Annotated in this window: 24 protein-coding genes; 11 read left to right on the top strand and 13 right to left on the bottom strand. The window is 68.1% G+C overall.

From position 1 onward, the window contains the following. Positions 1-113: 113 nt before the first annotated feature. Complete coding sequence (locus tag E8P82_RS12810) at positions 114-1,322, bottom strand: PucR family transcriptional regulator (protein ID WP_136455424.1); 1,209 nt, start codon at positions 1,320-1,322, stop codon at positions 114-116. A gap of 122 nt (positions 1,323-1,444) precedes the next feature. Between E8P82_RS12810 and E8P82_RS12805 the strand changes: the two genes are divergently transcribed. The 4 genes from E8P82_RS12805 to E8P82_RS12790 all read left to right on the top strand — a co-directional run bounded on the left by E8P82_RS12805 (position 1,445) and on the right by E8P82_RS12790 (position 7,254). After that, on the top strand, positions 1,445-2,557 hold the full coding sequence (locus E8P82_RS12805) for a ferredoxin reductase (protein WP_136455434.1): 1,113 nt from the start codon (positions 1,445-1,447) through the stop codon (positions 2,555-2,557). Positions 2,558-2,603: 46 nt separating this feature from the next. Next, on the top strand, positions 2,604-3,749 hold the full coding sequence (locus tag E8P82_RS12800) for a fatty acid desaturase family protein (RefSeq protein ID WP_136455423.1): 1,146 nt from the start codon (positions 2,604-2,606) through the stop codon (positions 3,747-3,749). A 278-nt stretch (positions 3,750-4,027) separates the two neighbouring features. Further along, positions 4,028-6,109: a phosphate acetyltransferase gene (pta, locus tag E8P82_RS12795; protein ID WP_136455421.1), complete on the top strand. Its 2,082-nt coding sequence runs from the start codon at positions 4,028-4,030 to the stop codon at positions 6,107-6,109. Between the two features lie 29 nt (positions 6,110-6,138). Then, positions 6,139-7,254 carry an acetate/propionate family kinase gene (locus E8P82_RS12790; protein WP_136455419.1) on the top strand — a complete coding sequence of 372 codons (1,116 nt, stop codon included), beginning with the start codon at positions 6,139-6,141 and terminating at the stop codon, positions 7,252-7,254. A 305-nt stretch (positions 7,255-7,559) separates the two neighbouring features. Here the strand turns inward: E8P82_RS12790 and E8P82_RS12785 are convergent, their stop codons facing one another. Together E8P82_RS12785 and E8P82_RS12780 are read right to left on the bottom strand one after the other, a co-directional pair. Then, on the bottom strand, positions 7,560-7,871 hold the full coding sequence (locus E8P82_RS12785) for an AzlD domain-containing protein (RefSeq protein ID WP_136455418.1): 312 nt from the start codon (positions 7,869-7,871) through the stop codon (positions 7,560-7,562). Then, positions 7,868-8,596, bottom strand: a complete 729-nt coding sequence (locus tag E8P82_RS12780; protein ID WP_136455416.1) for an AzlC family ABC transporter permease — start codon at positions 8,594-8,596, stop codon at positions 7,868-7,870. The genes E8P82_RS12785 and E8P82_RS12780 overlap by 4 nt, the downstream gene beginning before the upstream one ends. Before the next feature lie 93 nt (positions 8,597-8,689). Between E8P82_RS12780 and E8P82_RS12775 the strand changes: the two genes are divergently transcribed. After that, positions 8,690-9,880, top strand: coding sequence for a zinc-dependent alcohol dehydrogenase (locus tag E8P82_RS12775; RefSeq protein WP_136455414.1), 1,191 nt, complete (start codon positions 8,690-8,692; stop codon positions 9,878-9,880). A 93-nt stretch (positions 9,881-9,973) separates the two neighbouring features. Here E8P82_RS12775 and E8P82_RS12770 read toward each other — a convergent pair whose 3' ends face one another. Then, entirely contained in the window at positions 9,974-11,806 is a 1,833-nt protein-coding gene (locus E8P82_RS12770) for a glycoside hydrolase family 15 protein (protein WP_281275805.1), read from the bottom strand. Between the two features lie 21 nt (positions 11,807-11,827). After that, positions 11,828-12,760 (bottom strand): glycerophosphodiester phosphodiesterase, encoded by a 933-nt coding sequence (locus E8P82_RS12765; RefSeq protein WP_136455411.1) that lies wholly within the window; start codon positions 12,758-12,760, stop codon positions 11,828-11,830. Between the two features lie 45 nt (positions 12,761-12,805). Here E8P82_RS12765 and E8P82_RS12760 point away from each other — a divergent pair, with 45 nt between their 5' ends. Further along, entirely contained in the window at positions 12,806-14,068 is a 1,263-nt protein-coding gene (locus E8P82_RS12760; RefSeq protein ID WP_246021351.1) for a DUF445 domain-containing protein, read from the top strand. On the opposite strand, the gene E8P82_RS12755 is transcribed toward E8P82_RS12760, so the two are convergent. Together E8P82_RS12755 and E8P82_RS12750 are read right to left on the bottom strand one after the other, a co-directional pair. Continuing rightward, positions 14,065-14,847 (bottom strand): hypothetical protein, encoded by a 783-nt coding sequence (locus E8P82_RS12755; protein WP_136455410.1) that lies wholly within the window; start codon positions 14,845-14,847, stop codon positions 14,065-14,067. The genes E8P82_RS12760 and E8P82_RS12755 overlap by 4 nt on opposite strands. Positions 14,848-15,039: 192 nt before the next feature. Then, positions 15,040-15,309 (bottom strand): GlsB/YeaQ/YmgE family stress response membrane protein, encoded by a 270-nt coding sequence (locus tag E8P82_RS12750; RefSeq protein WP_136455409.1) that lies wholly within the window; start codon positions 15,307-15,309, stop codon positions 15,040-15,042. A gap of 314 nt (positions 15,310-15,623) precedes the next feature. Between E8P82_RS12750 and E8P82_RS12745 the strand changes: the two genes are divergently transcribed. The 4 genes from E8P82_RS12745 to E8P82_RS12730 are packed head-to-tail and all read left to right on the top strand — an operon-like array spanning position 15,624 to position 19,856. Continuing rightward, positions 15,624-16,391 (top strand): DeoR/GlpR family DNA-binding transcription regulator, encoded by a 768-nt coding sequence (locus E8P82_RS12745; RefSeq protein ID WP_136455408.1) that lies wholly within the window; start codon positions 15,624-15,626, stop codon positions 16,389-16,391. After that, entirely contained in the window at positions 16,388-17,401 is a 1,014-nt protein-coding gene (locus tag E8P82_RS12740) for a 1-phosphofructokinase family hexose kinase (protein ID WP_136455406.1), read from the top strand. The genes E8P82_RS12745 and E8P82_RS12740 overlap by 4 nt, the downstream gene beginning before the upstream one ends. Further along, entirely contained in the window at positions 17,398-19,527 is a 2,130-nt protein-coding gene (locus tag E8P82_RS12735; protein ID WP_136455405.1) for a PTS fructose transporter subunit IIABC, read from the top strand. The genes E8P82_RS12740 and E8P82_RS12735 overlap by 4 nt, the downstream gene beginning before the upstream one ends. A gap of 50 nt (positions 19,528-19,577) precedes the next feature. After that, positions 19,578-19,856, top strand: a complete 279-nt coding sequence (locus E8P82_RS12730; protein ID WP_136455403.1) for an HPr family phosphocarrier protein — start codon at positions 19,578-19,580, stop codon at positions 19,854-19,856. 345 nt (positions 19,857-20,201) lie between these two features. On the opposite strand, the gene E8P82_RS12725 is transcribed toward E8P82_RS12730, so the two are convergent. The 6 genes from E8P82_RS12725 to E8P82_RS12700 all read right to left on the bottom strand — a co-directional run bounded on the left by E8P82_RS12725 (position 20,202) and on the right by E8P82_RS12700 (position 25,120). Then, positions 20,202-20,924, bottom strand: a complete 723-nt coding sequence (locus E8P82_RS12725; protein ID WP_136455401.1) for a hypothetical protein — start codon at positions 20,922-20,924, stop codon at positions 20,202-20,204. After that, complete coding sequence (locus E8P82_RS12720; RefSeq protein ID WP_136455400.1) at positions 20,921-21,655, bottom strand: hypothetical protein; 735 nt, start codon at positions 21,653-21,655, stop codon at positions 20,921-20,923. The genes E8P82_RS12725 and E8P82_RS12720 overlap by 4 nt, the downstream gene beginning before the upstream one ends. Positions 21,656-21,786: 131 nt before the next feature. After that, on the bottom strand, positions 21,787-22,023 hold the full coding sequence (locus E8P82_RS12715; RefSeq protein WP_136455398.1) for a hypothetical protein: 237 nt from the start codon (positions 22,021-22,023) through the stop codon (positions 21,787-21,789). 246 nt (positions 22,024-22,269) lie between these two features. Next, entirely contained in the window at positions 22,270-23,523 is a 1,254-nt protein-coding gene (locus E8P82_RS12710; protein ID WP_211096876.1) for an endonuclease/exonuclease/phosphatase family protein, read from the bottom strand. 150 nt (positions 23,524-23,673) lie between these two features. After that, a complete protein-coding gene (locus E8P82_RS12705) occupies positions 23,674-24,291 on the bottom strand; it encodes a hypothetical protein (RefSeq protein WP_136455394.1) in 618 nt (205 codons plus the stop codon). A gap of 169 nt (positions 24,292-24,460) precedes the next feature. Next, positions 24,461-25,120: an isochorismatase family protein gene (locus tag E8P82_RS12700; protein ID WP_136455393.1), complete on the bottom strand. Its 660-nt coding sequence runs from the start codon at positions 25,118-25,120 to the stop codon at positions 24,461-24,463. A gap of 193 nt (positions 25,121-25,313) precedes the next feature. Between E8P82_RS12700 and E8P82_RS12695 the strand changes: the two genes are divergently transcribed. Beyond that, entirely contained in the window at positions 25,314-26,588 is a 1,275-nt protein-coding gene (locus E8P82_RS12695; RefSeq protein ID WP_136455391.1) for a cation:proton antiporter, read from the top strand. Positions 26,589-26,641 lie beyond the last annotated feature (53 nt).

The following is a 26,641-nucleotide window of genomic DNA, read 5'->3' as shown; positions in this document are numbered from 1 at the left end:
AAGACACGAGGACCTCCGTGAACTCGATCAGGTGTGGTAACCCATATCGATACCGGAGGTCCTCACCTCACTCAACCACGCCACGCTGCACACAACCTCCGTGGGAAGAACACCTAGGCCGAGGGGGCGCCGGCCTTCCGGCTGCCGCGCAGGGCGATCTCGAGCTCGAAGCGCACCTTGGGGTCCTTGAGATCGTCCCCGAACAGTTCGCGCAGCTGCAGTACGCGGTAGCCGACGGTCTGCGGGTGGATGCCGAGCTCCTCCGCTATCGGCGCGCGCTGCCCCCAGTGCCGCAGCCACGTGAGCAGTGTCTCCGCGAGCCGCTCCCGCTGATTCTCCGGTAGCGCGGCAAGGGGCGCGAGCCGGCGTCGTGCAAGTTCCCCCACGGCGGAGGGCTCTGCCGCCAGCACCACCTCGATCAGGTGCTCGTGCGCCCAGACGGGAGGCTCGTCGGCACCCTCCCGGGGCGGCAGCATGGAGGCTGCCAGGACGGCCAGCCGCAGCGACTGGGCCACCTGCCCCAGACCGCCGGCGGGTCCGACGGCGGCGCTCCGCCCTGCCAGGACGCGGTCCAGCTCCACGCGGGTTGCCGCACCGCGCTCGGGGACCAGGGCGACGGCGTCGGTCTCCCGTTCGATCACGATGGCGCCCTGGCCCAATCGCTGCCGCAAGCCCTCGGCGCGGTCCAGCGGGAGCGTGACGACGGCGATCTCTGCGGGAACGCTCCAGTCCGCGAGCGACGCCGCCTGCCGCAGTGCCGTCTGATCGGCCTGCCCCAGCAGGAGGAGCTCGAGGAGCTCGGCACGGCGGCGGTCGACGGCGCCGGCCCGCTCCGACTGCTCGAAGGCGTAGGCCTCGGCACTCACGGCGGAGAGTTCGTCGATGTAGGCCATGATGGACTCACCCAGATCCACCACGACGGCCGAGCCCAGGCCGTCCTCCATGGAGCGGCGCGACATCTCCCGGAACGTGACGCGCGCTCCCATCCGGTACGCACCGAGCAGCGAGTCCATGCTGCGCCCCTGCCGGAACTCGCCCCGGCCCAGACCGGCCACCAGCTGGCGGCTCTCGTCGGACAGGGCCGGCAGCTTCGTTCCGGGCAGCTCGAGGAAGCGCTCCAGTGCGGCGGTGACCCCCTTCCGCAGCACATGACCGAAACTGCCCTCCATCGGGCGGGCGTAGGCGGGGACGAGCTGCGGCACGGCCTGGATGATCGCTTCCACCAGCCCCGGCGTCAGCGATCGCAGCCCATCACCGACGTCGGTGGGAAGCGCCAGCCACGGCGGATCCGGAGGCGTCGGCGGCAGTTCACTCCCGGACATGCTCACTCTCCTGGTCCGTGCCGCGCTATCCCGCCACGGCTATTCACTCGCGATGATTTTCCACCTGCAACTGTATGCCTGGAGCGAAGAATTCTAGCGGCATGAACTATATCGTTGATGAAATGATCCGGTTCACAGCACTGGCGCGGGCCGCTTCCGCGCTCACCACCCCACTGACGCCGGAAGACTTCCTCTCCCTCTTCAACCCCGTCTACTCTTCACGTCAACTGCGCGGCGTCGTGACCCGCGTGGAGCACGAGACCGAGCACTCGGCCACGATCCACTTCCGTCCGGGACGCGGGTGGCACGCCCACAAGGCGGGGCAATGGGCACGCATCGGCGTCGAACTCGACGGCGTACGCCACTGGCGTTCCTACTCCCTGAGCAATGCGGCAGGTCAGGACCCTGCGATCACCGTGACGGATGCCGGTGCGGTGTCCCATGTGCTGGTGCGCGACACGACGCCGGGCGACATCCTCTTCCTCGCTCCGCCCCAGGGCGATTTCGTGCTCCCGGAGCACCCGCGCGCCCTCCTGATGCTCACCGCGGGCAGCGGCATCACGCCGGTCATGTCCATGATCCGTACACTGATCCCGCGCAGGCCCGATGCCGACGTCGTTCTCATCACCTCCAACAGCACGCCCGAGAAGAGCCTGTTCCGCGAGGAACTCGACGAGCTCGCCGACCAGTTCCCCAATCTGAAAGTCCGGCACTGGTTCTCCAGCGCGCTCGGCAGGCTCGAGTTCACCGCCAGGACCATCGCAGACCTGTGTCCTGACTGGCGCTCGCGCTCGGCCTATGCCTGCGGACCGGAGGGCTTCCTCAATGACGCCGAGGAGCTGTGGCAGCGCGAGGCCGCCCTCGACACGGCCCGCACCGTCCCGCAGGTCTCGGCCGGTTCCAGCACCCAGGGTACGGGTACGGCAACGCTGACCATCGAACGGTTCAGTACCGACCTGACCATGGGAGCCGGGCACGACGGCGGTCTCGTCACGTTCGAGCAGTCCGACCGCGAGGTCCGGGCCGACGGCGAGACTCCCCTGCTCGACGTCGGCGAGGACGCCGGGGTCCTCATGCCCAGCGGGTGTCGTATGGGTATCTGCCACAGCTGCCTCATCCCGCTGCGCGCCGGCCAGGTGCGCGATCTCCGCACCGGGGAGCTGCGCAACGCTCCCGGTGAACTCATCCAGACCTGCGTCTCGGCAGCGGCCGGGCCCGTGAACCTCGACCTGTGATCTCCGCTCGTAACTCCACTGTTCGTAACTCCACTGAAGGAACCCCATGACCACCACGCTGACCCGCCCGGGTGCCCTTGCGGCCTCAGGCCGCCCCCTCGTGCGCCCCGACGCCGCGAAACACCTCTCCGACGAGCAGATCCTGGAGCTCGGCCGCGAACTGGACGCTGTCCGGGACGAGATCCTGGCCAGGCGCGGAGCCTCCGACGCCGCCTACATCCGCCGGATCATCAGGATCCAGCGCTCGCTGGAGTTCGCAGGCCGGGGCACACTGCTCTTCAGCAAGTACAAGCCGGCCTGGTTCGCCGGAACGGCGATGCTGAGCGTCGCGAAGATCCTCGAGAACATGGAGATCGGCCACAACGTGCTCCACGGGCAGTGGGACTGGATGCGCGATCCCGACATCCACTCCACCACCTGGGAGTGGGACTTCGTGACGCCGGCCCGCTCCTGGCAGCACACGCACAACGATCTGCACCACCGGTGGACCAACGTCATCGGCAAGGACAAGGACATCGGGTACAACCTGCTCCGCATGGACGCCGATCAGCCGTGGCGCCCCTTCAATCTCGGCAACCCGCTCTACAACGCGCTCCTCGCGCCGGTCTTCGAGTGGGGCATCGCGCTCTACGACCTCGAGCTGCCCGAGTACAAGGAGGGCCTGAAGTCCAAGGAGGGCCTGAACCGCGATCTCAAGGCCGTGGGCGTCAAGGTCCTCAAGCAGTTCTCCAAGGACTACGCGGCCACGCCCGCCGTCGCCATGCTGAGCGGCTCCGGCAAGCAGGCCCTCTACGGCACGCTCGCCGCGAACGCCATTCGCAACCTCTGGGCCCACGCCGTCATCTTCTGCGGCCACTTCCCCGACGGGACGGACACCTTCACGGAGGAGGAGGTGGACGGCGAGACCCGCGGCGACTGGTACGTCCGCCAGATGATCGGCTCGGCCAACATCTCCGGCTCGAAGTTCATGCACCTGATGACCGGCAATCTCTCGCACCAGATCGAGCACCACTGCTTCCCCGATCTTCCGTCCAACCGGTACGCGGAGGTGGCCGTGAAGGTCCGCGAGATCTGCGCCCGGTACAGGCTGCCCTACACCACCGGCCCGCTGCCCAGGCAGGTCGGCTCCACCTGGGCGAAGGTCTTCAGGCTGGCGCTCCCGAATCGTCGGGTGAAGGCGGCCACGGCCTAGCCGTATCGACCTGGGGTACGCACCGCCGCCGCCGTCGTTCCGGCTCATCTGCGCGCCGAGATCGCAGAAGATGCCGCTCAGCGGGCGGTGCGATGGTTACTTCTGCCATCTCGGCGGCCCAGGACCGGCAGCAGTCAGGCGCGGTCCCGAAACGGCAGAAATCACCGCCCGCGCCGCCGTCGCCCGGTCGTTCCTGCCATCTGGGCGCGTTACCCGACGCACAATCCGACGCCGGAGCCGAGATAGCAGGTGCCGGAAGACCCTGCGAGACTGGGTACATGACCCGCGGAATCTATGTGAGCGCCATGACCAGCGGCTCCGGCAAGTCCCTGATCTCCCTCGGTCTCGCCGACATGCTGTACCGGCACGCGGACCGGGTGGGCTTCTTCCGGCCGATCGTGGAGGGCGATGATCTGGCGAGCGATCCGATGGTGCTGCTCATGCGGCGCTCCTTCGATCTCCCTGCGAGTCGTGCGCGCGGTGGCCTCACGCGCGCCGACGCCCGCGCCCTGCTCGTCGCCGGGGACCGCGCCGAGATCGACGCGCGCTGCGTCGGAATCTACAGCGAGATCGCCGCCGAGTGCGACGTCGTGATCGTCGAGGGCACGGACCTCTCCGGCAACGACTCGGCTGTGGAGTTCGATCTCAACGCGCGCCTGGCGAACAACCTCGGTGCCATGGTCCTCGCCGTCGTCGGCGCCAGGGACATGAGCGTGGACGAGGCTGCGGACACCGTGGACGTCGCGCGCCGCGCACTCGACGCGCAGGGGGTCTCCCTCCTCGCGATGATGGTCAACCGGGCCGCCGACGACGCCGTCGACTCCATCCGTGAGCACATCCGCCCCGGCCGCTCGGGACGCCCGGTCTACGTGATCCCCGAGCTCAGCGAGATCTCCCAGCCCACCGTCTCCGAGGTCTCGACCGGACTCGGCGCGCGGCAGATCGCCGGCGACTCGAATCTGGAGCGCGACGTCTCGGGCGTTCGCGTGGCAGCCATGAACGTGGGCAACTTCCTGCATCTGCTCACGGACGCCTCGCTCGTGATCGTGCCCGGTGACCGGGCGGACGTCCTCGTGGCAACACTCGCGTCGTCGTTCTCCCCGGACTTCCCCGTACCCTCGGCGCTGTTCCTGACCGGCGGTCTCGCGCCCGATCCGAACATCCTCGCACTCCTGGCTCAGGCCCCGTTCCCCGTCTTCGCGCTCGACGACGACACCTACACCGTGACGCGTCACGTGAGCGAGGTCCGCGGCGAGATCGCCAGCGGGCTGCGCCGGAAGGCCGCTGCCGCACTCGGTGCGTGGTCCCGCCACGTCGACGAGAGCGAACTGCTCGAACGCCTCGAACTCCCCCGGCCCGTCAGCACGACCCCGCTGCGCTTCCTGCACGACCTGATCCAGCGGGCACGCACCGAACGCCGCCACATCGTGCTCCCCGAGGGCGAGGACATCAGGATCCTCAAGGCCGCGGAGATCCTGCACCGCCGCGACGTCTGCGACCTGACGGTCCTCGGGCCCGAGGCGCGTGTCCGTGAACTGGCAGCGAACCAGGGCGTCGACCTGACCGGGATCACGCTGATCGATCCGGCGACGTCCGGTCTGCGGGACGAGTTCGCCGAGGAGTACACCCGGCTAAGGGCCCACAAGAACGTCTCCTTCGACCAGGCCCGCGAGCGCATGCTCGAAGGGGCATATTTCGGCACCATGATGGTGCAGCTCGGCCGGGTGGACGGTATGGTCTCCGGCGCCGCGCACACGACTGCCAACACCATCCGGCCGGCGCTCGAATTCGTGAAGACCAAGGAGGGCGTGAAGATCGTCTCCTCGGTGTTCCTCATGCTGCTGCAGGACCGCGTGCTGGTGTACGGGGACTGCGCGGTGAACCCGGATCCGAACGACGAGCAGCTGGCGGACATCGCGGTGGCCTCGGCGGAAACGGCGGAGCAGTTCGGCGTCGATCCCCGCGTCGCAATGCTCTCCTACTCCACGGGCGCCTCCGGTGCGGGCGGCGCCGTGGACGAGGTGCGGCGTGCCACAGACCTCGTGCGGCAGCTGCGACCCGATCTCGCCGTCGAGGGCCCCATCCAGTACGACGCCGCCGTCGACGCCTCGGTCGCGGCCTCCAAGCTGCCGGAGTCCACCGTGGCCGGCCAGGCGACGGTGTTCATCTTCCCGGACCTCAACACGGGCAACAACACCTACAAGGCCGTGCAGCAGTCGGCGGGCGCCGTCGCCGTCGGGCCCGTGCTCCAGGGGCTCCGGAAGCCGGTCAACGACCTCTCGCGCGGCTGTACGGTCGAGGACATCGTCAACACCGTAGCCATCACGGCTGTGCAGGCCCAGCAGCCTGCCGCCTCCTAGTCATCCACGTCAATCCTGGACAGGACCCCATGATCATCCTCGTCATCAACTCCGGCTCGTCCTCGCTCAAGTACCAGGTGCGCGACGGCGACGACGTCCTCGCCGAGGGACTCGTGGAACGCATCGGGGAGGCCGAGGTGCCCGATCACGCAGCCGCCCTCGACCGCGTGGACCACGAGGTGGCCGAGGCGCTCGGCGATCGCGGGATCGACGCCGTCGGGCACCGCGTGGTGCACGGCGGCGAGCGGTTCAGCGAGCCGGTGCTGATCGACAACGAGATCACCCGGGCCATCGAGCGACTCAATCCCCTGGCGCCGCTGCACAACCCGGCAGCCGTCACCGGCATCCGCGCCATCACCCAGAAGTGGCCGGACCTGCCGCAGGTGGCCGTGTTCGACACGGCGTTCCACCGCACGCTGCCCGAGTACGCCTGGCGGTACGCCCTCCCGGACGAGCTGTACCGGACGCACGGCATCCGGCGTTACGGCTTTCACGGCACCTCCCACGCCTATGTCGCGCGGGGGGCTGCCGAGCTCCTGGGCGTCGATGCGTTCACGGGTGTCATTGCGCATCTGGGCAACGGAGCGTCCGTCACAGCGGTGCGCGACGGGGAGAGTGTCGACACCTCCATGGGCCTCACTCCGCTGGAGGGCCTCGTGATGGGTTCCCGCTCCGGGGATCTCGACCCGTCCATCCTGCTGTTCCTCCTGCGCGAGGGCTACACCGAGAAGGAGCTGAACGAGCTCCTGAACCGCAACAGCGGCCTGAAGGGTCTCACGGGCACCAACGACATGCGGTCCGTCTCCGAGGCTGCGGAGTCCGGGGACAAGCGTGCGCAGACCGCGATCGACATAGCCTCCTACCGGCTCGCGAAGTACGTCGGTGGGTACCACGTGGCCGTGGGTGGGGCCCAGGCGCTGGTCTTCACTGCCGGTATCGGCGAGAACGACGACAACTTCCGCAGCTCCGTCGTCGGCAAACTCGGCGCCCTCGGTCTCGAACTGGACGCCGAGCGCAATGCCGAGCGCTCCCGTCGGGCCCGGGTCATCAGCACGGCGGCGTCGGCCTTCCCCGTCCTGGTGGTCCCCACCGACGAGGAGGCCGCGATCGCGGAGGCGACGGCCGGCGTCGTGAACGGATCCTGACACGCTGCTGCGAGCTACCCGTCCGGTCCTGCCCGGCGGTCGGTGCACGCTTCTGTCCCAGCGGAGCGGCCTGGGCACCTGGAACGAGCGCTCAATCCCACCGAACCACCGCGAACAGTGGGAACGAGCACCACGGAACACTCTGTCCCACCGGCGCGGCTTGGGCACTGGGAACGAGCGCTCAATCCCACCGAACCACTGCGAACAGTGGGATTGGTGCACCACAGAGCGCTCACTCCCACTGGACGAACGCGAACAGTGGGACTGACGCGACCATGCGACGACGACGCGACCGCGGACCCGCCCTACGCGGCCCCGAGCAGCCGGGCGAGCCCTGCGGCGAGCGCCCCCACCAGCACCACCACGAGGAACGGGGCCTTCAACCACAGTGCGACGGCGGCGGCCAGCAGGGCCGCCACGCGGGCGTCGATCACGAGCGACTGACCGGAGGCGAAGGCGTTCGTGGCCGTCAGCGCGGCCAGCAGGCCGATGGTCAGGGAACCGGCCACCCGCAGCATCCTCGGATTGTCCAGAAGCTTCGCCGGAACCAGGAAGCCGACGAACTTCGTGGCGATCGAGATCAGGCAGGCGAGCAGGATCCAGCCCCAGAGATTCATGGCGCACCCCCGCCCGCGCCCGGAGAATACGGCTCGACGTCGGGCTCCAGACCCTCGCCGGACGGCCCGACGCCGGACAGACCCAGCACGGCGGCCACCAGTGCCGCGATGAGGATGGGGATGCCCGATGGCACGAACGGCACCGTGATCAGCGTGACCACGGCGCACGCCACGGCGATTCCCGCCGGCTCCTTCGCCTGGACCCTCGGCCAGAGCAGTCCGAGGAACGCGGCGACCGCTGCGCCGTCAAGGCCCCACCGGGCGGGATCGCCAATCGCATTGCCTGCCAGCGCCCCGCCGAGCGTGAACAGATTCCAGAGCGCGAAGACCCCGAGGCCCGCGGCCCAGAAACCGCGGCGCTGTTCGTCCGGATCGGATTGACCGGTGGCTGTGGCCACCGACTCGTCGATCGTCAGATGTGCCACGATGAGCTTCCACCAGCGCGAGGGACGCAGCAGGACGTTGACCTGCATACCGTAGACACCGTTGCGGATGCCCAGCAGCGCCGCCGCCGACATCGCCGAGATGCCCGAGCCTCCGCCGGCGATGACGCCGATGAACGCGAACTGGGATCCGCCGCTGAACAGGAGCAGACTCAGCGCCATGGTCTGCGCGACGTCGAGGCCGGCGGCCACGGACAGGGCTCCGAAGGACAGCCCGTAGAGTCCGGTGGCGACGGCGACGGAGAGACCGACCCGGACGGCCGGGGAGCGAAGGAGCAGCACCTCCCAAGGCTAGGCGACGCGCGGCTTCCCATTCGTCGTGAAGGGGGGAATAGTGGATGAAGGCAAGCGTACTTAGCATCCGAAGGAGCACACATGAAGGCAGTGACCTGGCAGGGCAAGCGCAACGTCAGCGTGGACAACGTCCCGGACCCCACGATCCAGGAGCCGACGGACGCCATCATCCGCGTCACCTCGACCGCGATCTGCGGATCGGATCTCCACCTGTACGAGATCCTCGGGCCCTACATGGCCAAGGGGGACATCCTGGGCCACGAGCCCATGGGCATCGTCGAGGAAGTCGGATCAGCGGTCACCAACCTGAAGGTGGGCGACCGCGTGGTGATCCCCTTCAACATCTCCTGCGGCCACTGCTTCATGTGCACGCACGGGCTCCAGTCCCAGTGCGAGACCACGCAGGTGCACGAGCACGGGTCGGGTGCCGCCCTGCTCGGATACTCCTCGCTCTACGGCTCCGTCCCCGGCGGCCAGGCCGAGTACCTGCGCGTTCCCTTCGCCGACTACGGGCCGGTCAAGGTCGGTTCGGAGCTGCCGGACGAACGCTACCTCTATCTCTCCGACATCCTGCCCACGGCATGGCAGGGCGTGCAGTACGCCGACGTTCCGAAGGACGGCGTCCTCGCGGTCTACGGCCTCGGTCCCGTCGGTCAGTTCGTGGCCCGGATCGGCAGGTACCTCGGGCATCGCGTGATCGCCGTCGAGCCGGTCGCCGAGCGGCGGGAGATGGCCGAGCGGCACGGGATCGAGACCATGGACTTCACGGACGGGACCGTCGAGGAACTGCGCAGCATGACCGATGGGCGTGGGCCGGACGCCGTCGTGGACGCCGTGGGAATGGAAGCGCACGGTTCTCCGGGGGGCTACTTCGCCCAGCAGGCCGTCGGCGTCCTGCCGGACAAGCTGGCCCAGAAGGTCATGGAGACCGCAGGCAGGGATCGCGTGAGCGTGCTGCACTCGGCCGTCGACGCGGTCCGCCGCGGTGGCACCCTCTCCCTCAGCGGCGTCTACGGTGGCACGGCCACGCCGATGCCCCTGCTGACCATGTTCGACAAGCAGATCCAGGTACGCATGGGCCAGTGCAACGTACGCCGTTGGACGGATGAGCTCCTGCCGATCGTCGAGGAGCCCTCGGATCCCCTGGGCGTCATGGATCTGATGACGCACGAGGTCCCGATCGACGACGCCCCGGCCGCCTACGAGAACTTCCAGAAGAAGACGGACGGCACCATCAAGGTGGTCCTCAAGCCCCAGGGCCTCTCCGTCTGACGGACCGAAGTGACCGGACCGAAGTGACCGGACCGAAGTGACCGGACCGAAGTGACGTACGGACGGACCGGCCTCCCCGGGGTGGCCGGTCCGTCACTCGCGGGCCATCATCTCGTGGGCGTCCATCTCGCCCTGGGCGATCTGCAGGGCATCCGCCGCACGCACCAGCCCCAGGTGCGAGAACGCCTGGGGGAAGTTGCCGACCATCCGGTGATTGACGGCGTCGTACTCCTCGGACAGGAGCCCGACCTCGTTCGAGTAACCCACGAGCTGATCCATGAGCCGCATCGCCTCCTCGTCGCGACCACTCAGTGCGTACTGCTCCACGAGCCAGAACGAGCAGGCGAGGAACGGGTGCTCGCCCGGGTCGAGACCGTCGTCGGCGCCGTGGGTCCGATAGCGCAGCAGCAGACCCTCGCCGTCGAGCAGATCCTTCTCGATCCGCTCCACGGTGCCGAGCATCTTCGGGTCGTCGTAGGCGAGGAAGCCGACCTGGGGCAGTTGCAGGAGGGACGCGTCGACCTCCGTGGACCCGTACGCCTGGGTGAAGGAGTTCAGCTCGCTGTTGAACCCCCGTTCCATGATCTCGGCATGCATCCGGTCCCGGATGTCCACCCACTCGTCCAGCGGCCCGTCGAGCCCGTGGTCGCGGACCGCGCGGACGGCGCAGTCGAACGTCGCCCACACCATGACGCGCGAGTGCGTGAAGAACTGCTTCTTCCCCCGCATCTCCCAGATCCCGTGGTCGGGTTCGTCGAGGTGATTGCGCGTGAACCTGATCAGCGCCCGCTGGAGCGGCCAGGAGAAGGTGTCTTCCTGCACCCCGTGTCCGCGGAGCTTCTCCAGTGCCACCATGACCTCGCCGACGACGTCGGCCTGGTACTGGTCCACGGCACCGTTGCCGACGCGGACGGGTACGGAATCGGCGTAGCCGGGCAGGTTGTCGAGCTCGCGCTCGGGCAGCCGGCGCTCCCCTGCCACCCCGTACATGATCTGGAGGTCCTCCGGGTCGCCGGCGACCGCACGGAGCAACCAGTTGCGCCAACCCAGCGCCTCGTCGGCGAAGCCGTGGGTCATCATCGCCTCGAGGGTCAGGGCCGCATCCCGCAGCCAGCAGAAGCGGTAGTCCCAGTTGCGGGCACCGCCGAAGTGCTCGGGAAGGGACGTGGTCGGCGCGGCGACGATCCCGCCCGTGTCCTCGTGCGTGAGTGCCCTCAGGACAAGTAGCGAGCGCCTGACCGCCGTCGAATAGTTGCCGCTGTCCTGCGAGCTCGCCTCCCAGGCCCGCCAGTAGTTGATGGTGGCCTCGAGTGCCTTGTCGATGTCGAGGGCTGCGGGGAGGCCGCGGTGCGAGGGGTACCAGACCATCTCGAGGTCGACGACGTCGCCCTCCGTGACGTCGAAGGTGCCCTGGTGGGAGTTGTCCTCCGCATGCAGGCGGGGCCCACGGAGCAGGAGGGCATCGGGCCCGGCGATGGCGAGCAGGATCGAGCCGTCGTCGTCGTGCTGCTGGGTCACCCACGGGACCACCTCGGCGTAACCGAAGCGGATCTGCAGCTCCTGCCGGAACGTCACTGTCCCGCTGATCCCCTGCACACGCCGGACCACGTTGGCGCGCCGGTCCGCGATCGGCATGAAGTCCGTGACGAGGGCCTCACCCTCGGGCGTACGCCAGCGGGTCTGCAGCACGAAGGTCGCATCGACGTAGCTCCGCTCCACCACCTCCGCGTGGGCGGACGACGGGGTGAGCAGCCAGCGGCCGTGTTCGGGAGTGCCGAGGAGCGCAGCGAAGACGGAGTCCGAGTCGAAGCGGGGGAAGCACAGCCAGTCGAGGCTGCCGGTGCGGGAGAGCAATGCACCCGTGTGCAGATCGGAAAGGAGTGCGTAATCCTCAATAGGAGTGTGCATCTGTCCACTCAACCACAGGGCGCCGCCGGGGAGCCTGCATTACTTCCCGATGGGTGCCAGTGCATCCCGGATCAGCGCCGGGACGTCCGTCGTCAGCTCCTGGACCCCGAGCCCGGTGAGGAACAGGGCCTCCTCGGCGGTATTGACCGTCCAGACGCGCACCCGCGTCCCGTTCCGGATCCAGCGTTGCACCCGGTCCTGATGGTCCCGCACGTACTGGACACCCGGCCCGGCCATACCCACGTCCTGGCGGTCGATCAGGTCCTCGCTCTCCTGCAGCGCCCGCTGCAGCATGTCGATCAGGACACCCTCCGCGATCGACCCGATACGCAGTCGCTCGCGGATCTCCCCCTGATCGACGTCGGCCACCAGCTGGCACAGCTGGTGGTGCGGGGCGCTCTCCCTGAGCTGACGCACCGAATCCGGGTTGAAGCTCATGAAGCTGACCTCGACCCCGCCGATCATGGACGACTCCGGGTCCCAGCGCTCAGCCATGAGCAGGGAGATCAGCTCCTCCTCGAGCCGGAGCCCGAAGGGACTCGGATGCTTCAGCTCGACGGCGAGCCTGACCGGCCGCCCCGCCCGTCGCAGCAGGAGCAGGAGGTCTGCGAGCGAGAGGAACTGCTCTGCGGTCCGCCCGTAGGCGGCGGGGATGCTCACGCCCTTCCAGGAGGAGACGTTGAGCTGACGCAGTTCCGCCAGGGAGTGATCGGACACGTCTCCCGTACCGCTGGTGGTGCGTTCGAGGGTGGAGTCGTGGATGCAGACGAGCTGCCCGTCGCGGGTGAGCTGGACGTCGCACTCCACCCCGTCGGCGCCGTCGTCGAGCGCCTGCAGGTAGGCCGCCCGGGTGTGCTCGGCGAAGGCGGCGCTGCTACCGCGGTGGGCGAAGATGACAGGCAGCACGGCTGAGCCCCTCACGTGGTCGACGACGTCGGTCCACCGTACGCGGATGGTGTCCCCGTGTGCCATCGCCCGGGCGCGGCTGTCGTGCGATGCACTGATCGCTAGACTCGGGTGGTGAGTGTGCAGCTGAGCGGGGCCGATGTGGAACGGGCGGCTGCCCTTCGCCGCATGAAGACCCTGGCCACCGGCCTGCTCGGTGTCCTGGCCGTCGTCTTCGTGGCGGCCTTCGCGCTGCAGGACTCCTATCCCTGGCTCCAGTACGTCCGCGCGGCAGCCGAGGGCGGCATGGTGGGAGCGCTTGCCGACTGGTTCGCCGTCACGGCCCTCTTCAAGCACCCCATGGGCGTGCCGATCCCGCACACGGCGATCATCCCGCGCAAGAAGGACCAGATCGGAGAATCACTGGGTCAGTTCGTCGAGGAGAACTTCCTGTCCGAGGACGTGGTGGTCGCCAAGCTCGATTCCGCGCGCATCGCGCAGAAGGCCGGCGCCTGGCTGGCGAAGCCGGCGAGCGCCGAGCGCGTTGCCACGGAGGGCGCCGCCCTGATCCGCGGCTTGTTCGCGGTCCTCGACGACGACGCCGTGCAGGGCGTCATCGAATCGATGGCCCGCAAGCACCTCCTCGACCCGCCCTGGGGCCCGCCCGTCGGAGGTATCGCCGAGCGCATCTTCGCCGAGGGACACCATCATCGCCTCGTCGATCTGCTGGTGGACCGCGCCGCGGACTGGGTGGATGCGAACTACGCCGTGGTCACGAGGGTCGTCGCGCAGCGCTCGCCCACCTGGGTTCCGCGCCTCGTGGACGGCGTCGTGGGTGACCGCGTCCACGCCGAGTTCTCGAAGTTCATCCGCGCCGTCCAGAACGATCCGCGGCACGATGTCCGGCTCGCGATCGACAAGTACCTGCGGGACCTCGCACAGGATCTGCAGCACAGGCCGGAGACCATCGCCAAGGCGGAGGAGATCAAGGAACAGCTGCTCGACGACCCGCGCGTGAGGGATCTCACCGCACGCACCTGGGTCACCATCAAGCAGGCCCTGCTCGACGCGGTCAACGATCCCGCGAGCGACCTCACCACCAACTTCAAGGCGATCATCCGTGACTTCGGCTCACGCCTGACCCACGACGCCGAACTGTCGGGCAGGATGAACCGCTGGCTGGCCGACGGCGCCTCGTACTTCGTGCGTACCTACCGCCGCGAGATCGCCGGCGTCATCTCCGAGACGGTGGGCCGCTGGGACGCCGAGGAGACCTCGCGCAAGATCGAACTCCAGGTGGGCAAGGACCTCCAGTTCATCCGCATCAACGGTACGGTGGTCGGCTCCCTGGCGGGGCTGCTGATCTTCACCCTCGCCACCGCCGTCTTCGGCTAGGTCTGCTGGTCGTCCCGCTGCTCGGACAGCTGCAGGGCCTCCGCCAGCTCCCCGGGAACAATCTGCGGCAGCGGGCCGAAGGCGTCGCGCGTTGCGCTGATGACGGCCTTGCCCATGAGATGGTTGCCGGCGCCACCGATCACGGCACCGGCGCCGAACGGCAGCGCCCGCCCCAGCATGAAACCACCCTGTCTGGCGAGGAACCTCTTGAGGAAGCGTCGCTGGATGGTCCCGGTCAGGGTCTTCACGAGCGAGGTCGGCGCGGCCTTGTCCACCAGTTGCCCCCAGTACTGGGGGACACCCTGACCCGCTGAGGCACCGAGGATCGAGCGGACGAGCGCCGTGCCCTCCTCTCCCATGAGGATCGCCATCACCATGGCACGTGAGCGTTCGGGATCATCCGTCTGCACGCCGTGCAGTTCGGCGATCGACTCGGCGTACAGCGCCGTCGCCTCCAGGAAGCCGACGGTGGCCGCCGCGGAGAGCCCGAGCGAGGCCGCTGTACCGACGGCCGGTACGGCAGCGGTTGCTCCGACGGCGGCGCCAGCGGCCGTCGTCGCGCGCAGGTAGTCGCGTTCGAGCCGCCGCGCGAGTTCTGCGGGCGAGGCCTCGGGGTGGCGGCGGCGGAGGCGATTCAGATTGGAGATGATCAGGGGCCGCTGCACGTTCAGGGCACGCTCGATCATCCGCAGGATCCCGGGCTTCGGGTGGCCGTCCTTGTCGAAGAGCGCACCGTTGGCGGCCTTCACGGCCGGGTTCTCCTTGTTCCTGCCGAACATCGTGGTCCTTCCGCGGCTGCAAAGATGCTGTCGTTGTCGAGTGTAGGGGCGCGACGGCCGCCTGTCGGAGTGATTGTGCTGCAGGCGCAGGAGAACTCCGGCCACGCTTCGATAAAGCGGAAGGACGCCACCAGAGCCTGGTGACGTCCTTCGAGCGGCTGGTCCCCACAGGTCAGCCGATTGCCGTACGGATCAGGCGTTCGAGCCCTTGCGACCGGTGATGAGGCCCCAGATGAGCAGCACGATCAGCGAGCCGCCGATGGCCAGGAGCCATGTGGAGAGGTCGAAGAACTCGTCCACGCCGACGCCGAAGACCGCGCTGCCGATGAAGCCGCCGAGCAGGGCTCCGACGACGCCCAGGATGAGGGTGATGATCCAGCCACCGCCCTGCTTGCCGGGGAGGATGAGCTTGGCGATTGCGCCGGCGAGGAGGCCGAGGATGAGCCAACCGAAGATTCCCATGAAATGCTCCTTGAGTGATCGAGGCGCCCGGTCGCGGGACCGCACACCGTCCAGTGAGTTGATGCAACCCGCCACTGTACTTCATCAGCATGCTTAGGGTGCAATGCTAGCACCGGCCCCTCGCGGAAGAGCGGCGCCTCCCGGGCTTGTCTGCACCTGCAGTCCGTCCCTTTGCCGGGCTCGTCTTCCGCAGTTTTTTCTGGTTATTTCTGTTGATCTCTTGAATTCGCCGCCGATAGGCAGATAAAGTCACTCAAACACAGACAAGCGAAGATTCGTGGGCGCCACCCTCGAGTCCGTGACGATGGAGTCCCATGTTCGCCGAGGAGCGCTACCGCGTGATCAGCAGTCTGGTCATGACGGACGGCCGCGTCACCGTCGCCGGACTCTCGGCGCACTTCGGCATCACCAAGGAGACCGTGCGCCGGGATCTGGCGCTCCTCGAGAACGACGGCGTGCTCCGCCGGGTCCACGGGGGTGCGATCGGCGGCGCCGGGGCGACGACGAACGAGCCGAGTCTCACCAGCAGGTCCTCTCGACATGCCGCTGAGAAGAAACGCATCGCCCTCGCCGCGCTCGCTCTGGTCCCCGACAGGGGTGCCGTAGTCCTCGATGCCGGCAGCACCACCGGGGCCCTTGCGGAAGCACTCCTGGAGGAGCCCCGCACCGGGCTGGCGGTAATCACCCACTGCGTTCCGATCGCAGCCGTCATGACCGCTGCGGGTCTGAGCGTGGAGCTCGTGGGTGGCAGGGTACGGGCACTGACCAGTGCAGCCGTCGGAAGCAGCACTCTCGCGCAGCTCGGTCGGCTGCGGGCGGACATCGCGTTCATCGGCGCCAACGGCCTGTCCGCCGACTTCGGGTTGAGCACCCCCGATCTCGACGAGGCAGCCGTGAAGACCGCGATCATCCGCGCTTCCCGGCGTGCCGTGCTCGTGGCGGACTCGTCCAAGTTCGACCAGGAGACACTCGTCAGTTTCGCCCGGCTGGAGGACATCGATGCACTTATCACCGACCGCACACCCCACGACGCACTCGCGGCCGCACTCGCCGATGCCGGCGTCGAGGTGATCGTGGCATGATCCTCACGCTCACGACCAACCCGAGCATCGACCGCACCGTCGACCTCGACGGGCCCCTGGCCCGTGGTGCCGTCCAGCGCGCTGTTCGCGCCACCCAGGAAGCGGGTGGGAAGGGCGTCAACGTCAGCCGTGCCCTCGCCGCATCGGACCTGAGGACGCTGGCTGTGCTGCCGGGCGATGACGACGACCCCGTCCTCGCGGGTCTGCGCTCGGTGGACGTGCCCTTCAGGAACGTCCCTATCGGGGTGGGCCTACGGATCAACACCACGATCACGGAACCCGACGGCACCACGACGAAGGTCAACGAGCCCGGCCCGGAGCTCTCCGCCGCGCAGCTCGACGAACTCCTCGCGGTCGTCGTCGCCGAGAGCGAGGGAGCGGACTGGCTGGTGCTCGCCGGCTCGCTGCCTCCCGGTACACCCCCGACCTTCTACACATACGTGACCGCAGCCGTGCGCGAAGCCCACGGTGCGGCCAGCCCGCTCATCGCCATCGACTCCTCCGGTGAACCTCTCATCGAGAGCGCAGCAGGGGCCCCGGATCTGCTCAAGCCCAATGCCGAGGAACTCGCCGAACTGACCGGCATCGGCGCGGCCGACGAGCTCGAGGAGGATCACGACCTGGCTGCCAGCGCCTGTGCCGTGCTCATTTCCGCGGGTGTCGGAGCAGTGCTGGCGACACTCGGCCCCAGGGGCGCCCTGCTGGTGACGAACTCCGGCGCATGGCACGGACTGCACTCCCCCGTCACGGCCCGCTCGACGGTCGGTGCCGGAGACTCCGCCCTGGCCGGCTACCTCCTCGCGCACAGTGCAGGTGAACTCCCGGAGAACTGCCTGCGCCAGGCGGTGGCCCACGGCTCCGCGGCCGCCGCACTGCCCGGTTCCACCGTCCCATCGCTCGATCAGACGACACCGGAGGCCGTCACGGTCACCGCCCTCAGGATCACGCTCCCCGTGATCGCCCACGCTGGTCCCGCCATGGGGCTCACAGCACAGGAGGAACCCCGATGACCGATCTCATCACCGCAGAGCTCGTGGCCCTGGACAGGAACCTGGGGACGGAGCGTTCCGCCGTGATCCGCAATCTCGCAGGACTGGTCGCTGCCCAGGGGCGCTCCACCGGTGTCGAAGACCTGTATGCGGACGCTCTCGCCCGGGAGGAGAAGACCGCCACCGGCGTTCCGGGAGGCATCGCCATCCCGCACTGTCGCTCCAAAGCAGTCTCGACGGCGACGCTGGTCATGGCTCGCCTGGCTCCGCCCGTGGACTTCGGAGCCAAGGACGGCCCGGCGGATCTCGTGTTCTTCATCGCAGCTCCGGACGGAGCGGACCAGGAACACCTGAAGCTGCTCTCCAGGCTCGCGCGGTCCCTGATCAAGAAGGACTTCACCGCAGCCCTGCGTGCCGCCCGGACACCGGCCGACGTCGTCGTCCTCGTCAACGGGGCCCTCGGCCTGGACGGCCCGGCGACCGCAGGGGCCGGAGCGCACGCGGCGGGTTCGACAGCGACCACGGGAACAGGGATCACGGGCACGACCGGCACGAGCCACGCCGGGGCCAACGCGAGCGAGGCTGCTGCCACGCTCGGCACCTCGCGCGCCGGCGTCGACGCCACCGGCCCCGCTGTGGACCGGGCTCATGGAACGCAGACCGGAACCGGGCGGCTGGTCGCGGTGACGGCCTGCCCCACCGGTATCGCGCACACCTACATGGCCGCCGATTCCCTCGTCGCAGCGGCTGCGGAACGCGGAATCGACCTGCAGGTGGAGACCCAGGGCTCCTCGGGCGCAACACCGCTGGATCCTGCCGTGATCGCGGCCGCCGACGCCGTGATCTTCGCCGTCGACGTCGACGTGCGGGACAAGCAGCGCTTCGCCGGACTCCCCGTCGTCTCCGCGCCGGTCAAGCGTGGCATCGACGAACCCGGCGAGATGGTCGACGAAGCGATTGCTGCCGCACAGAACCCGAAGGCCCGCAGGGTCACCGGGACCGCGGGCGGTGAGCAGGCAGATGATGACGGCGGGAGCGACAGCATCGGGAGCACGCTCAAGCGTGCACTGCTCACCGGCGTGAGCTACATGATCCCGTTCGTCGCCGGAGGCGGGTTACTGATCGCCCTCGGATTCCTGCTCGGCGGCTATCTCATCACCGAGACCGCGGACACGATCGTCCTCGAGAACAACCTCGCTGATCTGCCCGACGGCGGACTGGGCACCTACCTCGGTGCGGTCGCGTTCAAGATCGGGCAGCTCTCGCTCGGTTTCCTCGTCCCCGCACTCGCCGGCTACATCGCCTATGCCCTGGCCGATCGCCCCGGTATTGCCCCGGGCTTCGTGGCCGGTTCCGTGGCGGGCTTCATGGGCGCAGGCTTCCTCGGCGGCATCGTGGGCGGTCTGCTGGCCGGGTACATCGCGATGATGATCGGGCGGCTCCAGGTACCCCGCTGGCTACGAAGCCTCATGCCCGTGGTGATCATCCCGCTCCTGGCCTCCATCGTGGCCTCGGGGCTGATGTTCCTCGTGCTCGGCGGCCCGATCGCCGCACTCACCGCGGGTCTGAACGACTGGCTCTCGGGCCTGACCGGCACCGCCGCCGTGGGCCTGGGAATCATCCTCGGTCTCATGATGGCCCTGGATCTCGGTGGGCCCGTGAACAAGGTGGCCTACTCCTTCGCGGTTGCCGGTCTGGGCGCCGGCTCCATCGACAACCAGGCCCCGTGGCAGATCATGGCCGCCGTCATGGCAGCGGGAATGGTCCCGCCGCTGGCCATGGCCCTGGCAACGCTGCTCGACCGGCGCCGGTTCAGCCTTGCCGAGCGGGAGAACGGCAAGGCCGCCTGGCTCCTGGGAGCTGCCTTCATCTCCGAGGGCGCCATCCCGTTCGCCGCTGCCGATCCGCTGCGGGTCATCCCGGCCTCACTCCTCGGCTCCGCAGTGACCGGGGCGATCGTGATGGGGACGGGTGTCACCTCGCAGGCACCGCACGGCGGGATCTTCGTCTTCTTCGCGATCGGGAACTTCGCCATGTTCACCGTCGCGATCCTCGTAGGCATGGTCGTCTCCGCCCTCGCGGTCATCGCCCTCAAGCGTTTCGCGAAGAGGAAAAGCAATGCTGCCACAGAACCGGTCGCAGCCTGACACCCGCTCCGCTTGACTGTACTGAAGAATCCACCCAGAGAAGGAACACCATGGCAGAACGCACAGCAACCGTAGCCAGCCGCGTGGGGCTCCACGCCCGTCCGGCCTCCATCTTCGCCGAAGCCGCGGCCGAGATCCCCCTTGAGGTCACCATCGCCATGGAGGGGGATCCTGCCGACGAGGCCATGGATGCCGCGAGCATCCTGTCCCTGATGAGCCTGGGCGCCTCGCACGGCGACGTCGTCGTGCTGCGTGCAGAGGGCGAGGGGGCAGACAGCGCGCTCGAGAGCCTGGCGCGCATCATCGAGACGGATCACGACGCCGGGTAGAGACGCCGAATAGAACGGGCACCCGAGCAGTAGGAGCGCCCGAAGAACTCCGGCACGATGAAGGGCATCATCGATCCACCGGACCGATGATGCCCTTCCCGGCGCCCCCAGCACCGCAGCGCAGGCGGTGTGGGTCCACCCGTTCTAATGGACACACCCCGCCTGCAGCAGTAACCATCCGCCGACCCCCCACGGACAGCGGTAGTTACATAATCATTATGCTTTCACATGATGATGAAATTGTGGACGCGGAATGGACACGATTCGGTCTCCATTCATGCCTTTCCTGCCGAGAATGCTCCTTCGGCGCATTCTCGGGCAGAGCCGGCGCATGCGGAGCCACCCTCAGGCGAGTCCGGTCGTCCGCGCCGCGCGCCTCCTCGAGCGTGCATGGCTCAGCCAGATCAGGAACAGACCGAACACCATGAGCAGGATCGCCGAGAACGGCAGGATGACGTTCCAGGTCATGAGGTCCAGGCCCGTGAGCCTCAGGACGACGAAGACCACCACGAGCAGCGACCCACCGGCGAGCAGGCCACCTGCCGTACGGTGGATGGTCCTGGCGCGCCCGTCGATGACGGATCTGGCGGTGGGCAGTACCAGACACGCGGCAACGTAGCCGGGGTACAGCCTCCCGACGGCGGCATACTCCTGGACCGTCGCCTGATCGAGGAAATCATTCAGGCCTACGGAGCTGCCGGGCAGCTCACTGGCGAGGAAGAAGTAGAGGGTCGACGCGATGGTCAGTGCGAGGACCGCCAGACCGAAGGGCCCTGCAATGAGGCGGCGTACCAGGGGAGATTCGAAGGCGGCCGCCACCCGGACACCGAGCAGGGCGAGAACCGCATACAGAATCAGCCTGAGCAGCAGGTTGGCCGCATTGACACCCCCCAGCATGCCGTCCACGGCGTCGTAGAGGGGTTCGATGGACAGCGCCACAGCAAAGGTCAGGAGCAGGAGCACCCCGCACATGGTGCGCCCCCGTCCCCGGAGCGCCCCGGGGAGCCGGAGAAGTGTCGCCACAGCACACAGCACCAGCGCCGCCCAGTGAAGAACGTCGGTGATCATCCGAGGTTCTCCCACAGCGCGCGGTCCCGGCGGTCGTCGAGCTCGGTCCGCCGCAGTTGCTTGCCCAGGACGTCAAGCCGGTCCCGGGCGAGGATTACGAGTTCGAGGTCGGGGACGGAGTGGAGCGCTTCTGCCCGTGCGTTCTCTGGCCAGCCACCTTCCTCCGGAGTGAGGAGCCCCGTCACCACCAGGCCGCTGGCCAGTGATACTTCCGCTATGCGTCCCGCCTCGACGGCGATCCACGGTGCGAGTCGTCCCGCAGTGAGCTGCGCCGAGAGATTCTGCCGCGCGACGCCCGTGGTGGACGCCAGCTGCTGGCGCAGGTCTCCCGGATCGATCGCCTCGATCCAGGCCCTTACCGACCCAGTGTGCGGGAACGGCGCGAGACCGAGCTCTTCGTCGGTCCACGCCGACTCCGTGTCATCGCTTCGGGCCACCAGAAGACGAAGGATGTCGATGTGGGAGACCTGGCTCAGCAGTTCGGCGTCGGTCGGCGGGGAGACGCCCGCCGGCAGGTCCTCGAATCCATTGAACTCCGCCAGCGCGTCGACCACCGGGAGTCCGTATCCACGGGCTATCGCGACCACCGTGGACACCGCGACCTTGCCGCGCACAAGCTGCTGGGCGAGCGTCGATCGTTTGATGCCGGCGGTTCTGCAGACCTCGGTCACGGTGTCCTGCGGAGCAATCCGCGTACGCCACAGCTGGAACGCCTTGGCTGCGACGGCCATGCTCGCCTTTCAATTGGACATTTCGGGCTCTTGTAGAAGTATACTGGGATCGCTGGCTCCGATTTCTGCGATTCCCCCATACGCAGAACGCGGAGCCAGCTCCATTTCGACTGGATCCTGATCTCAAGCTGCTACCAGCGCACCTTCTTCTCCTGCTTGCCCTGCCTGGCGCTCTCGTGCGCCGCCTTCACGTGTCCGGCGCCTGTTGCGGCGGTCGGACTGGCTGCGTGGCGTTTTCGCTCGAGTGCGTTTCGGGCGCGCGGGTCGTCCTGCACGCTACGGGGTGGCGTCGCCGCATCGGATGCAGGGGCTTCGTCGTTCCCAACGGGCTCCACGGCTGTTTGTTCCTGGTCTCGTCTGCTGGTCATGGTGTTCCTTCCGGGTGGGTGCTGCCCACGAATCCGTTCCGGAACCGAGATACGACGCGGAAGACTCCGCAACGATGGTGACCGGACAACTTCTGTGGGCGCGCGGGGAGGGGTGTCATCGACACATGGCGCTGATCGCGGAGAAACCGTGATCGGTTACTGGAACAGAAGTGTCCTCATGCCGCACGACGCTACACCCGTCCACGAGCGCCGACAAGGGCTGTCACCGACCCCCGGAGAAGCCGCTTACCGCTCGCGGGCGCCACGGAGAACGACGTCGGCGTACACCAGCCGGTGCGCACTCGCGGGAAAGGGCAGGATACCCGTCAGCTCGGCTCCGGGGAGTCCGGCGCGGGGCCAGAAGACTCCGGAGGTGGAGACGCGGAGGGTCCGCGAGGTCAGCACGTAGTCGGTGCGGAGATTGCCGGTCTGCTGGTCCTCGTAGTCCGCTGTGTCGAACCGGGGATCACCGTGCTGCACCGCATTCGCTCCGCCCTGGAGGGCCGATGCCTCTGCCGCACCCTCCGACGACGGCGAGGGATCGCGGATCAGGCTGTTCTCCAGCAGTTGATCGATCGGCGCGGGAGCCGTGCCGCCGTCACGGGGATCACTGTTCTGGTCCCCCATGATGACGAATCGATCCCCCCTGCGCAGACCGCCAGCCGTCCCGTCGTCGTCGTACGGGTAGGAGGCCCCGGCCACATAGTCCGACCAGAACCGGATCTCGTCGCTGGTCCGCCGTTCGTCCGGATCGTCCACGACCGGTGGGCCCGGGTTGCTCGCGAGCACATGCACCGTCCGTCCACTCACGATCACCGGTACGTCCCAGTGCGACGTACTGGAGAGCGGCAGCGCGGCGCGCTCCTCGACCGAGTACGAGTCGCCCGCTGATTCCGTGGCGGGATCGTCGGGCAGGAGCGCGCCGGGCAGATCCTGCCACAGGAAGTCGCCGAAGGTGCGTACCGACGTCGTCCGGATGGGATACTTCGAGAAGAGCACCATTCCGCCCTGGCCCGGAAAGGCTCCGGGCCCGAAGGCATCGCCTGCGCCGCCGACCACGCCGTCGTTGTCCAGGTCGTACCCGCTCTGCACACCGCGGTTGGGTGCAGCGGTATAGCTGTACGGGTAGTCGAGCGGCGTTCTCCCGTTCTGGCCGACCCGCAGATAGTTCCGATGGAACAACGCGGCCGAGGCCGCATCCGGGTCGTAGTCGAAGTCGTTGAGCAGGACGACGTCGGGCCGCACGGTCTGGATCACCTCCGCGATCGCACGGGCCTGTGCGCTGCCGGTCCCGGTCAGGTCTTCGGTCAGTTCCCCCGCGGTCGAGCGGCTCAGACCGACACTGAAGGTGGCGAATCTGATGTTCTGCCCGGGTGCCTGTGCCCTGGCAGCGATCAGCGCCCGCGCCTCCTCCCCGTGGTCGGCGAAGGCTGCAGGGATCGGACCGACGAGGAAGGACACTGCCAGCAGGCCGACGAGGCCTCGAGCCAGGACGCGCATCGTATCCTTCCCGGACATCGTAGTGCTCGGAGTGCTCCGTGATCGAAGTGCTCGGCGGCGCCGTCGGACAGCGCCTGGTTCACATCGCAAACCCAAACCCTACGGGCACCGACGCTGCAATGGGTGATGTCCACAGGTAACGATTCGGGCTCAGCCCGGTAACTCCCGGCGCTGTCCGGGTAAGCCCGTCCGGGGCACACCGACTTCCTGCTCGGCGAGGTCGAAGGCGTGCTCCACGCCTCGCACGGCATCGGCATAGGCTCGCACATCACCGGACCCGCCCGGGGTCGAGCGCCCTGCGGCGTCGCGCTCGGTGTCGGCGGCCCGCAGGGCGTGGACGACACGCCTCGCTGCCGGATGGGAGGGGTCGTGCATCTCGGGGTGATCGATCGCCTTGGCCGGGTCGAGGTCGTAGTCCGCCCAGCGCCGCGCCACGGCGTCGTGGCGACGGAGCAACTCGGACCACACTGCGGACCGCGCCGCGATCTCGTTCTCCGCCCTCCGAGTCCGCACCCTCCGCCACAACCACGCGGAGACTGCCGGGATCGACACAGCAGCCGTGAGCGCTGCCGGCCAGAGTCCTCCGAGCGCCACTGCCACGACGCCGGCGCCGGCAACGACGACGACCCCGCCGAAGGCCACCCAGAAGTAGTCGTCGGTCTCACCCCCGCGCTGTGACACCACATCGAGGCGCCACCCCGTCACGGCAGCTCCGGCTGCTATCACGAGGCACGAGGAGAGGATTCCCAGCAGGCCGATGACGTCCACGACTTCCTCCTTGCCCGATCGGTAGCGGCTCCTGCCGCTGACGATGCGTGTGTCTCTCAGTTCAAACGAGTGAGGGCGGTGGGTCAATCCCGGATCCCGCAGGTGATTCACCACCGATACGGTCGCCCTTGATACGGCGCTCGGTGCTTCCGCAGGGTCGATCGACGCCTCAGCGCCGGACCCCACCGGATTCGCTCGCGTCGAGTTCGCTCTTCTCGGGGAAGTACCAGCCCATGATCTCGCGAAGATTATTGGCTGAGGGACGGGCCCAGTTACGCATGAGCTCCGAGGCGAACTGGAGAGCGGTGATCGGAGTGGCTCCGGCCTGGCGCATGCGCTCGAGCGCATTCGAATGGGCCTCCGGGCTGACACCTGCGATGGCGTCGGCCACCGGATACACCTCGTAGCCCTCACGGCGCATGTCCAGGGTGGGGAAGGTGACGCAGACCTCTGTCCACAGTCCGCCGATGACGACCTTCCTGCGACCTGTCGCCTCCACGGCAGCCCGGAAGTCCGGATCTTCCCAGGCATTGTCGCCGGTGCGGTCGATCTCCTTCGTCCCTTCGGGCAGCCTCGCCATGATCTCCTCCACCGTGCCCTCGTTGGCCCCGAGACCGACGCCGACGGTGGAGACGACGACCGGCACGTCCCAGCGGGTGGACGCCTCGCACAGCACCCTGATGTTGAGCAGCAGGCGTTCCCTGCTGGAGGTCGTGACCGAGCCGAACTGGGTGTCCTGGTAGTCGATGAGAGCGATCACGCAGTTCTCAGGTGCGAGCAGGTTGTCGGACGCCGGGTCACGGACGGGCTCGGGCTGCGTCTTGGCCATGGGTACTCCTCGAATCGATTTCCGGTGTCCAGCCGTGCGGCTGCCGACGTCGTCATAGTAACTTTTCTTCGGTGACGCCGGGAATGCCCTTTCAGAAGGCACAGGCGGTTGCATCGATGGGTCTTGTCCGTCGCGCGGATGCACCGGCTGTTCGCGTGGCACGGGAGTCGCCGGAGCGGCCATACTTGTGCGCGTGGCCAACACCGATCTGATCTACGCCGTGGTGGGTGCAGCACTGTTCCTGGGGTCGATGCTCCCGAAACTGCTCACCCAGAAGATCCTGTCCGTGCCGATCATCGTGGTGGGTGTGGGAATGCTGATCGGCTGGCTGATGCCCGTCGAGTCCCGCCTCGTGGACGTGATCGAGAACCCGGAGTTCGCCGAACGGATCGCCGAACTCACCGTCATCGTGGCGCTGTACGGCGTCGGGCTGGCGCTGGACCGTCCGCTGAGCTTCCGGGGCTGGACCACGACCTGGCGGCTGCTTGCCGTGGGGATGCCGCTGGCGATACTCGGGGTCGCATTCCTCGGCTGGTGGGCTCTGGGCCTCACCCCGGCGGTCGCGGTCCTGTTCGGTGCCATCCTGGCGCCGACCGACCCCGTCCTGGCCCGGGATGTCCAGGTGGACGGACCCAGATTCGGGTCAGCCACCGGCGACGAACCCGATGAGGCCCGCTTCGCCCTGACCTCCGAGGCCGGCCTCAACGACGCCCTGGCCTTCCCCTTCGTCTTCCTCGCCATCTACCTGGCGGACAGGGGCGGGCCGGGGCAATGGATCTGGAGCTGGCTGGCGTGGGATCTGGTGGGCAAAGTCGTCATCGGCGCAGTGGCCGGCTGGCTGCTGGGCCGCCTGGTCGGGATGGCGCTCTACCGCCTGCACATCGGAAACGACCAGCTGGTCGGATACGCCGAACCTGCGGGCGCGGTGGCGACCCTGCTGATGGCCTACGGTCTGGGTGACCTCGTGGGTGGATGGGGTTTCCTGTCCGTCTTCTGCGCAGCCCTGGGTATGCGCTCGTCCGAGCGCGGCAACGACAAGCATGCCCGCTTCCACGAGTTCGTCGAACACGTCGAGAACCTGCTCACCCTACTCGTCCTCCTGCTCATCGGAACCTCGTTCCTTGCTGACGCCGTCCCACGCCTGGAGTGGTCGCATGTCGGTGTAGCCGCCGTCGTGCTCCTGGTGATCAGGCCGCTGGCGGCCGGAATCTCCCTGATCGGCGACAAGCGGCTGATGCGTGGCGAACGGTGGGTTGTATCGGCGTTCGGCGTCCGCGGGGTGGGCTCGCTGTACTACCTGTGCTTCGCCATGGGGTACTTCAGCAAGGAGGACGGGTGGGCTCTGTGGCCCGCCGTCTCGCTGGTCATCGTGTCATCCATCGTGCTCCACGGCACCACCGCGACTCCCGCCATGAACGCCCTCGAACGCTACCGCCAGCGGGTCCGGCCGCGCCCGGTTGCCCCATAGGGCACCCGGGCGCCCCATAGGGCAGCGGCACACGTTTCCGGCGAGGAACTGAC

Source organism: Arthrobacter echini (assembly GCF_004803505.1).
Lineage (GTDB): Bacteria > Actinomycetota > Actinomycetes > Actinomycetales > Micrococcaceae > Arthrobacter_D > Arthrobacter_D echini.
This window is presented reverse-complemented; position numbering and strand designations above follow the sequence as displayed.

Coding starts and splice junctions, on each gene's coding strand:
- E8P82_RS12730 (WP_136455403.1), top strand. CDS start 19,578: ATGGCAGAACGCACAGCAACCGTAGCCAGCCGCGTGGGGCTCCACGCC.
- E8P82_RS12810 (WP_136455424.1), bottom strand. CDS start 1,322: ATGTCCGGGAGTGAACTGCCGCCGACGCCTCCGGATCCGCCGTGGCTG.
- E8P82_RS12755 (WP_136455410.1), bottom strand. CDS start 14,847: ATGTTCGGCAGGAACAAGGAGAACCCGGCCGTGAAGGCCGCCAACGGT.
- E8P82_RS12725 (WP_136455401.1), bottom strand. CDS start 20,924: ATGATCACCGACGTTCTTCACTGGGCGGCGCTGGTGCTGTGTGCTGTG.
- E8P82_RS12700 (WP_136455393.1), bottom strand. CDS start 25,120: ATGGCCAAGACGCAGCCCGAGCCCGTCCGTGACCCGGCGTCCGACAAC.
- pta (WP_136455421.1), top strand. CDS start 4,028: ATGACCCGCGGAATCTATGTGAGCGCCATGACCAGCGGCTCCGGCAAG.
- E8P82_RS12710 (WP_211096876.1), bottom strand. CDS start 23,523: ATGCGCGTCCTGGCTCGAGGCCTCGTCGGCCTGCTGGCAGTGTCCTTC.
- E8P82_RS12745 (WP_136455408.1), top strand. CDS start 15,624: ATGTTCGCCGAGGAGCGCTACCGCGTGATCAGCAGTCTGGTCATGACG.
- E8P82_RS12775 (WP_136455414.1), top strand. CDS start 8,690: ATGAAGGCAGTGACCTGGCAGGGCAAGCGCAACGTCAGCGTGGACAAC.
- E8P82_RS12805 (WP_136455434.1), top strand. CDS start 1,445: ATGATCCGGTTCACAGCACTGGCGCGGGCCGCTTCCGCGCTCACCACC.
- E8P82_RS12790 (WP_136455419.1), top strand. CDS start 6,139: ATGATCATCCTCGTCATCAACTCCGGCTCGTCCTCGCTCAAGTACCAG.
- E8P82_RS12800 (WP_136455423.1), top strand. CDS start 2,604: ATGACCACCACGCTGACCCGCCCGGGTGCCCTTGCGGCCTCAGGCCGC.
- E8P82_RS12735 (WP_136455405.1), top strand. CDS start 17,398: ATGACCGATCTCATCACCGCAGAGCTCGTGGCCCTGGACAGGAACCTG.
- E8P82_RS12750 (WP_136455409.1), bottom strand. CDS start 15,309: ATGGGAATCTTCGGTTGGCTCATCCTCGGCCTCCTCGCCGGCGCAATC.
- E8P82_RS12715 (WP_136455398.1), bottom strand. CDS start 22,023: ATGACCAGCAGACGAGACCAGGAACAAACAGCCGTGGAGCCCGTTGGG.
- E8P82_RS12740 (WP_136455406.1), top strand. CDS start 16,388: ATGATCCTCACGCTCACGACCAACCCGAGCATCGACCGCACCGTCGAC.
- E8P82_RS12785 (WP_136455418.1), bottom strand. CDS start 7,871: ATGAATCTCTGGGGCTGGATCCTGCTCGCCTGCCTGATCTCGATCGCC.
- E8P82_RS12720 (WP_136455400.1), bottom strand. CDS start 21,655: ATGGCCGTCGCAGCCAAGGCGTTCCAGCTGTGGCGTACGCGGATTGCT.
- E8P82_RS12765 (WP_136455411.1), bottom strand. CDS start 12,760: ATGGCACACGGGGACACCATCCGCGTACGGTGGACCGACGTCGTCGAC.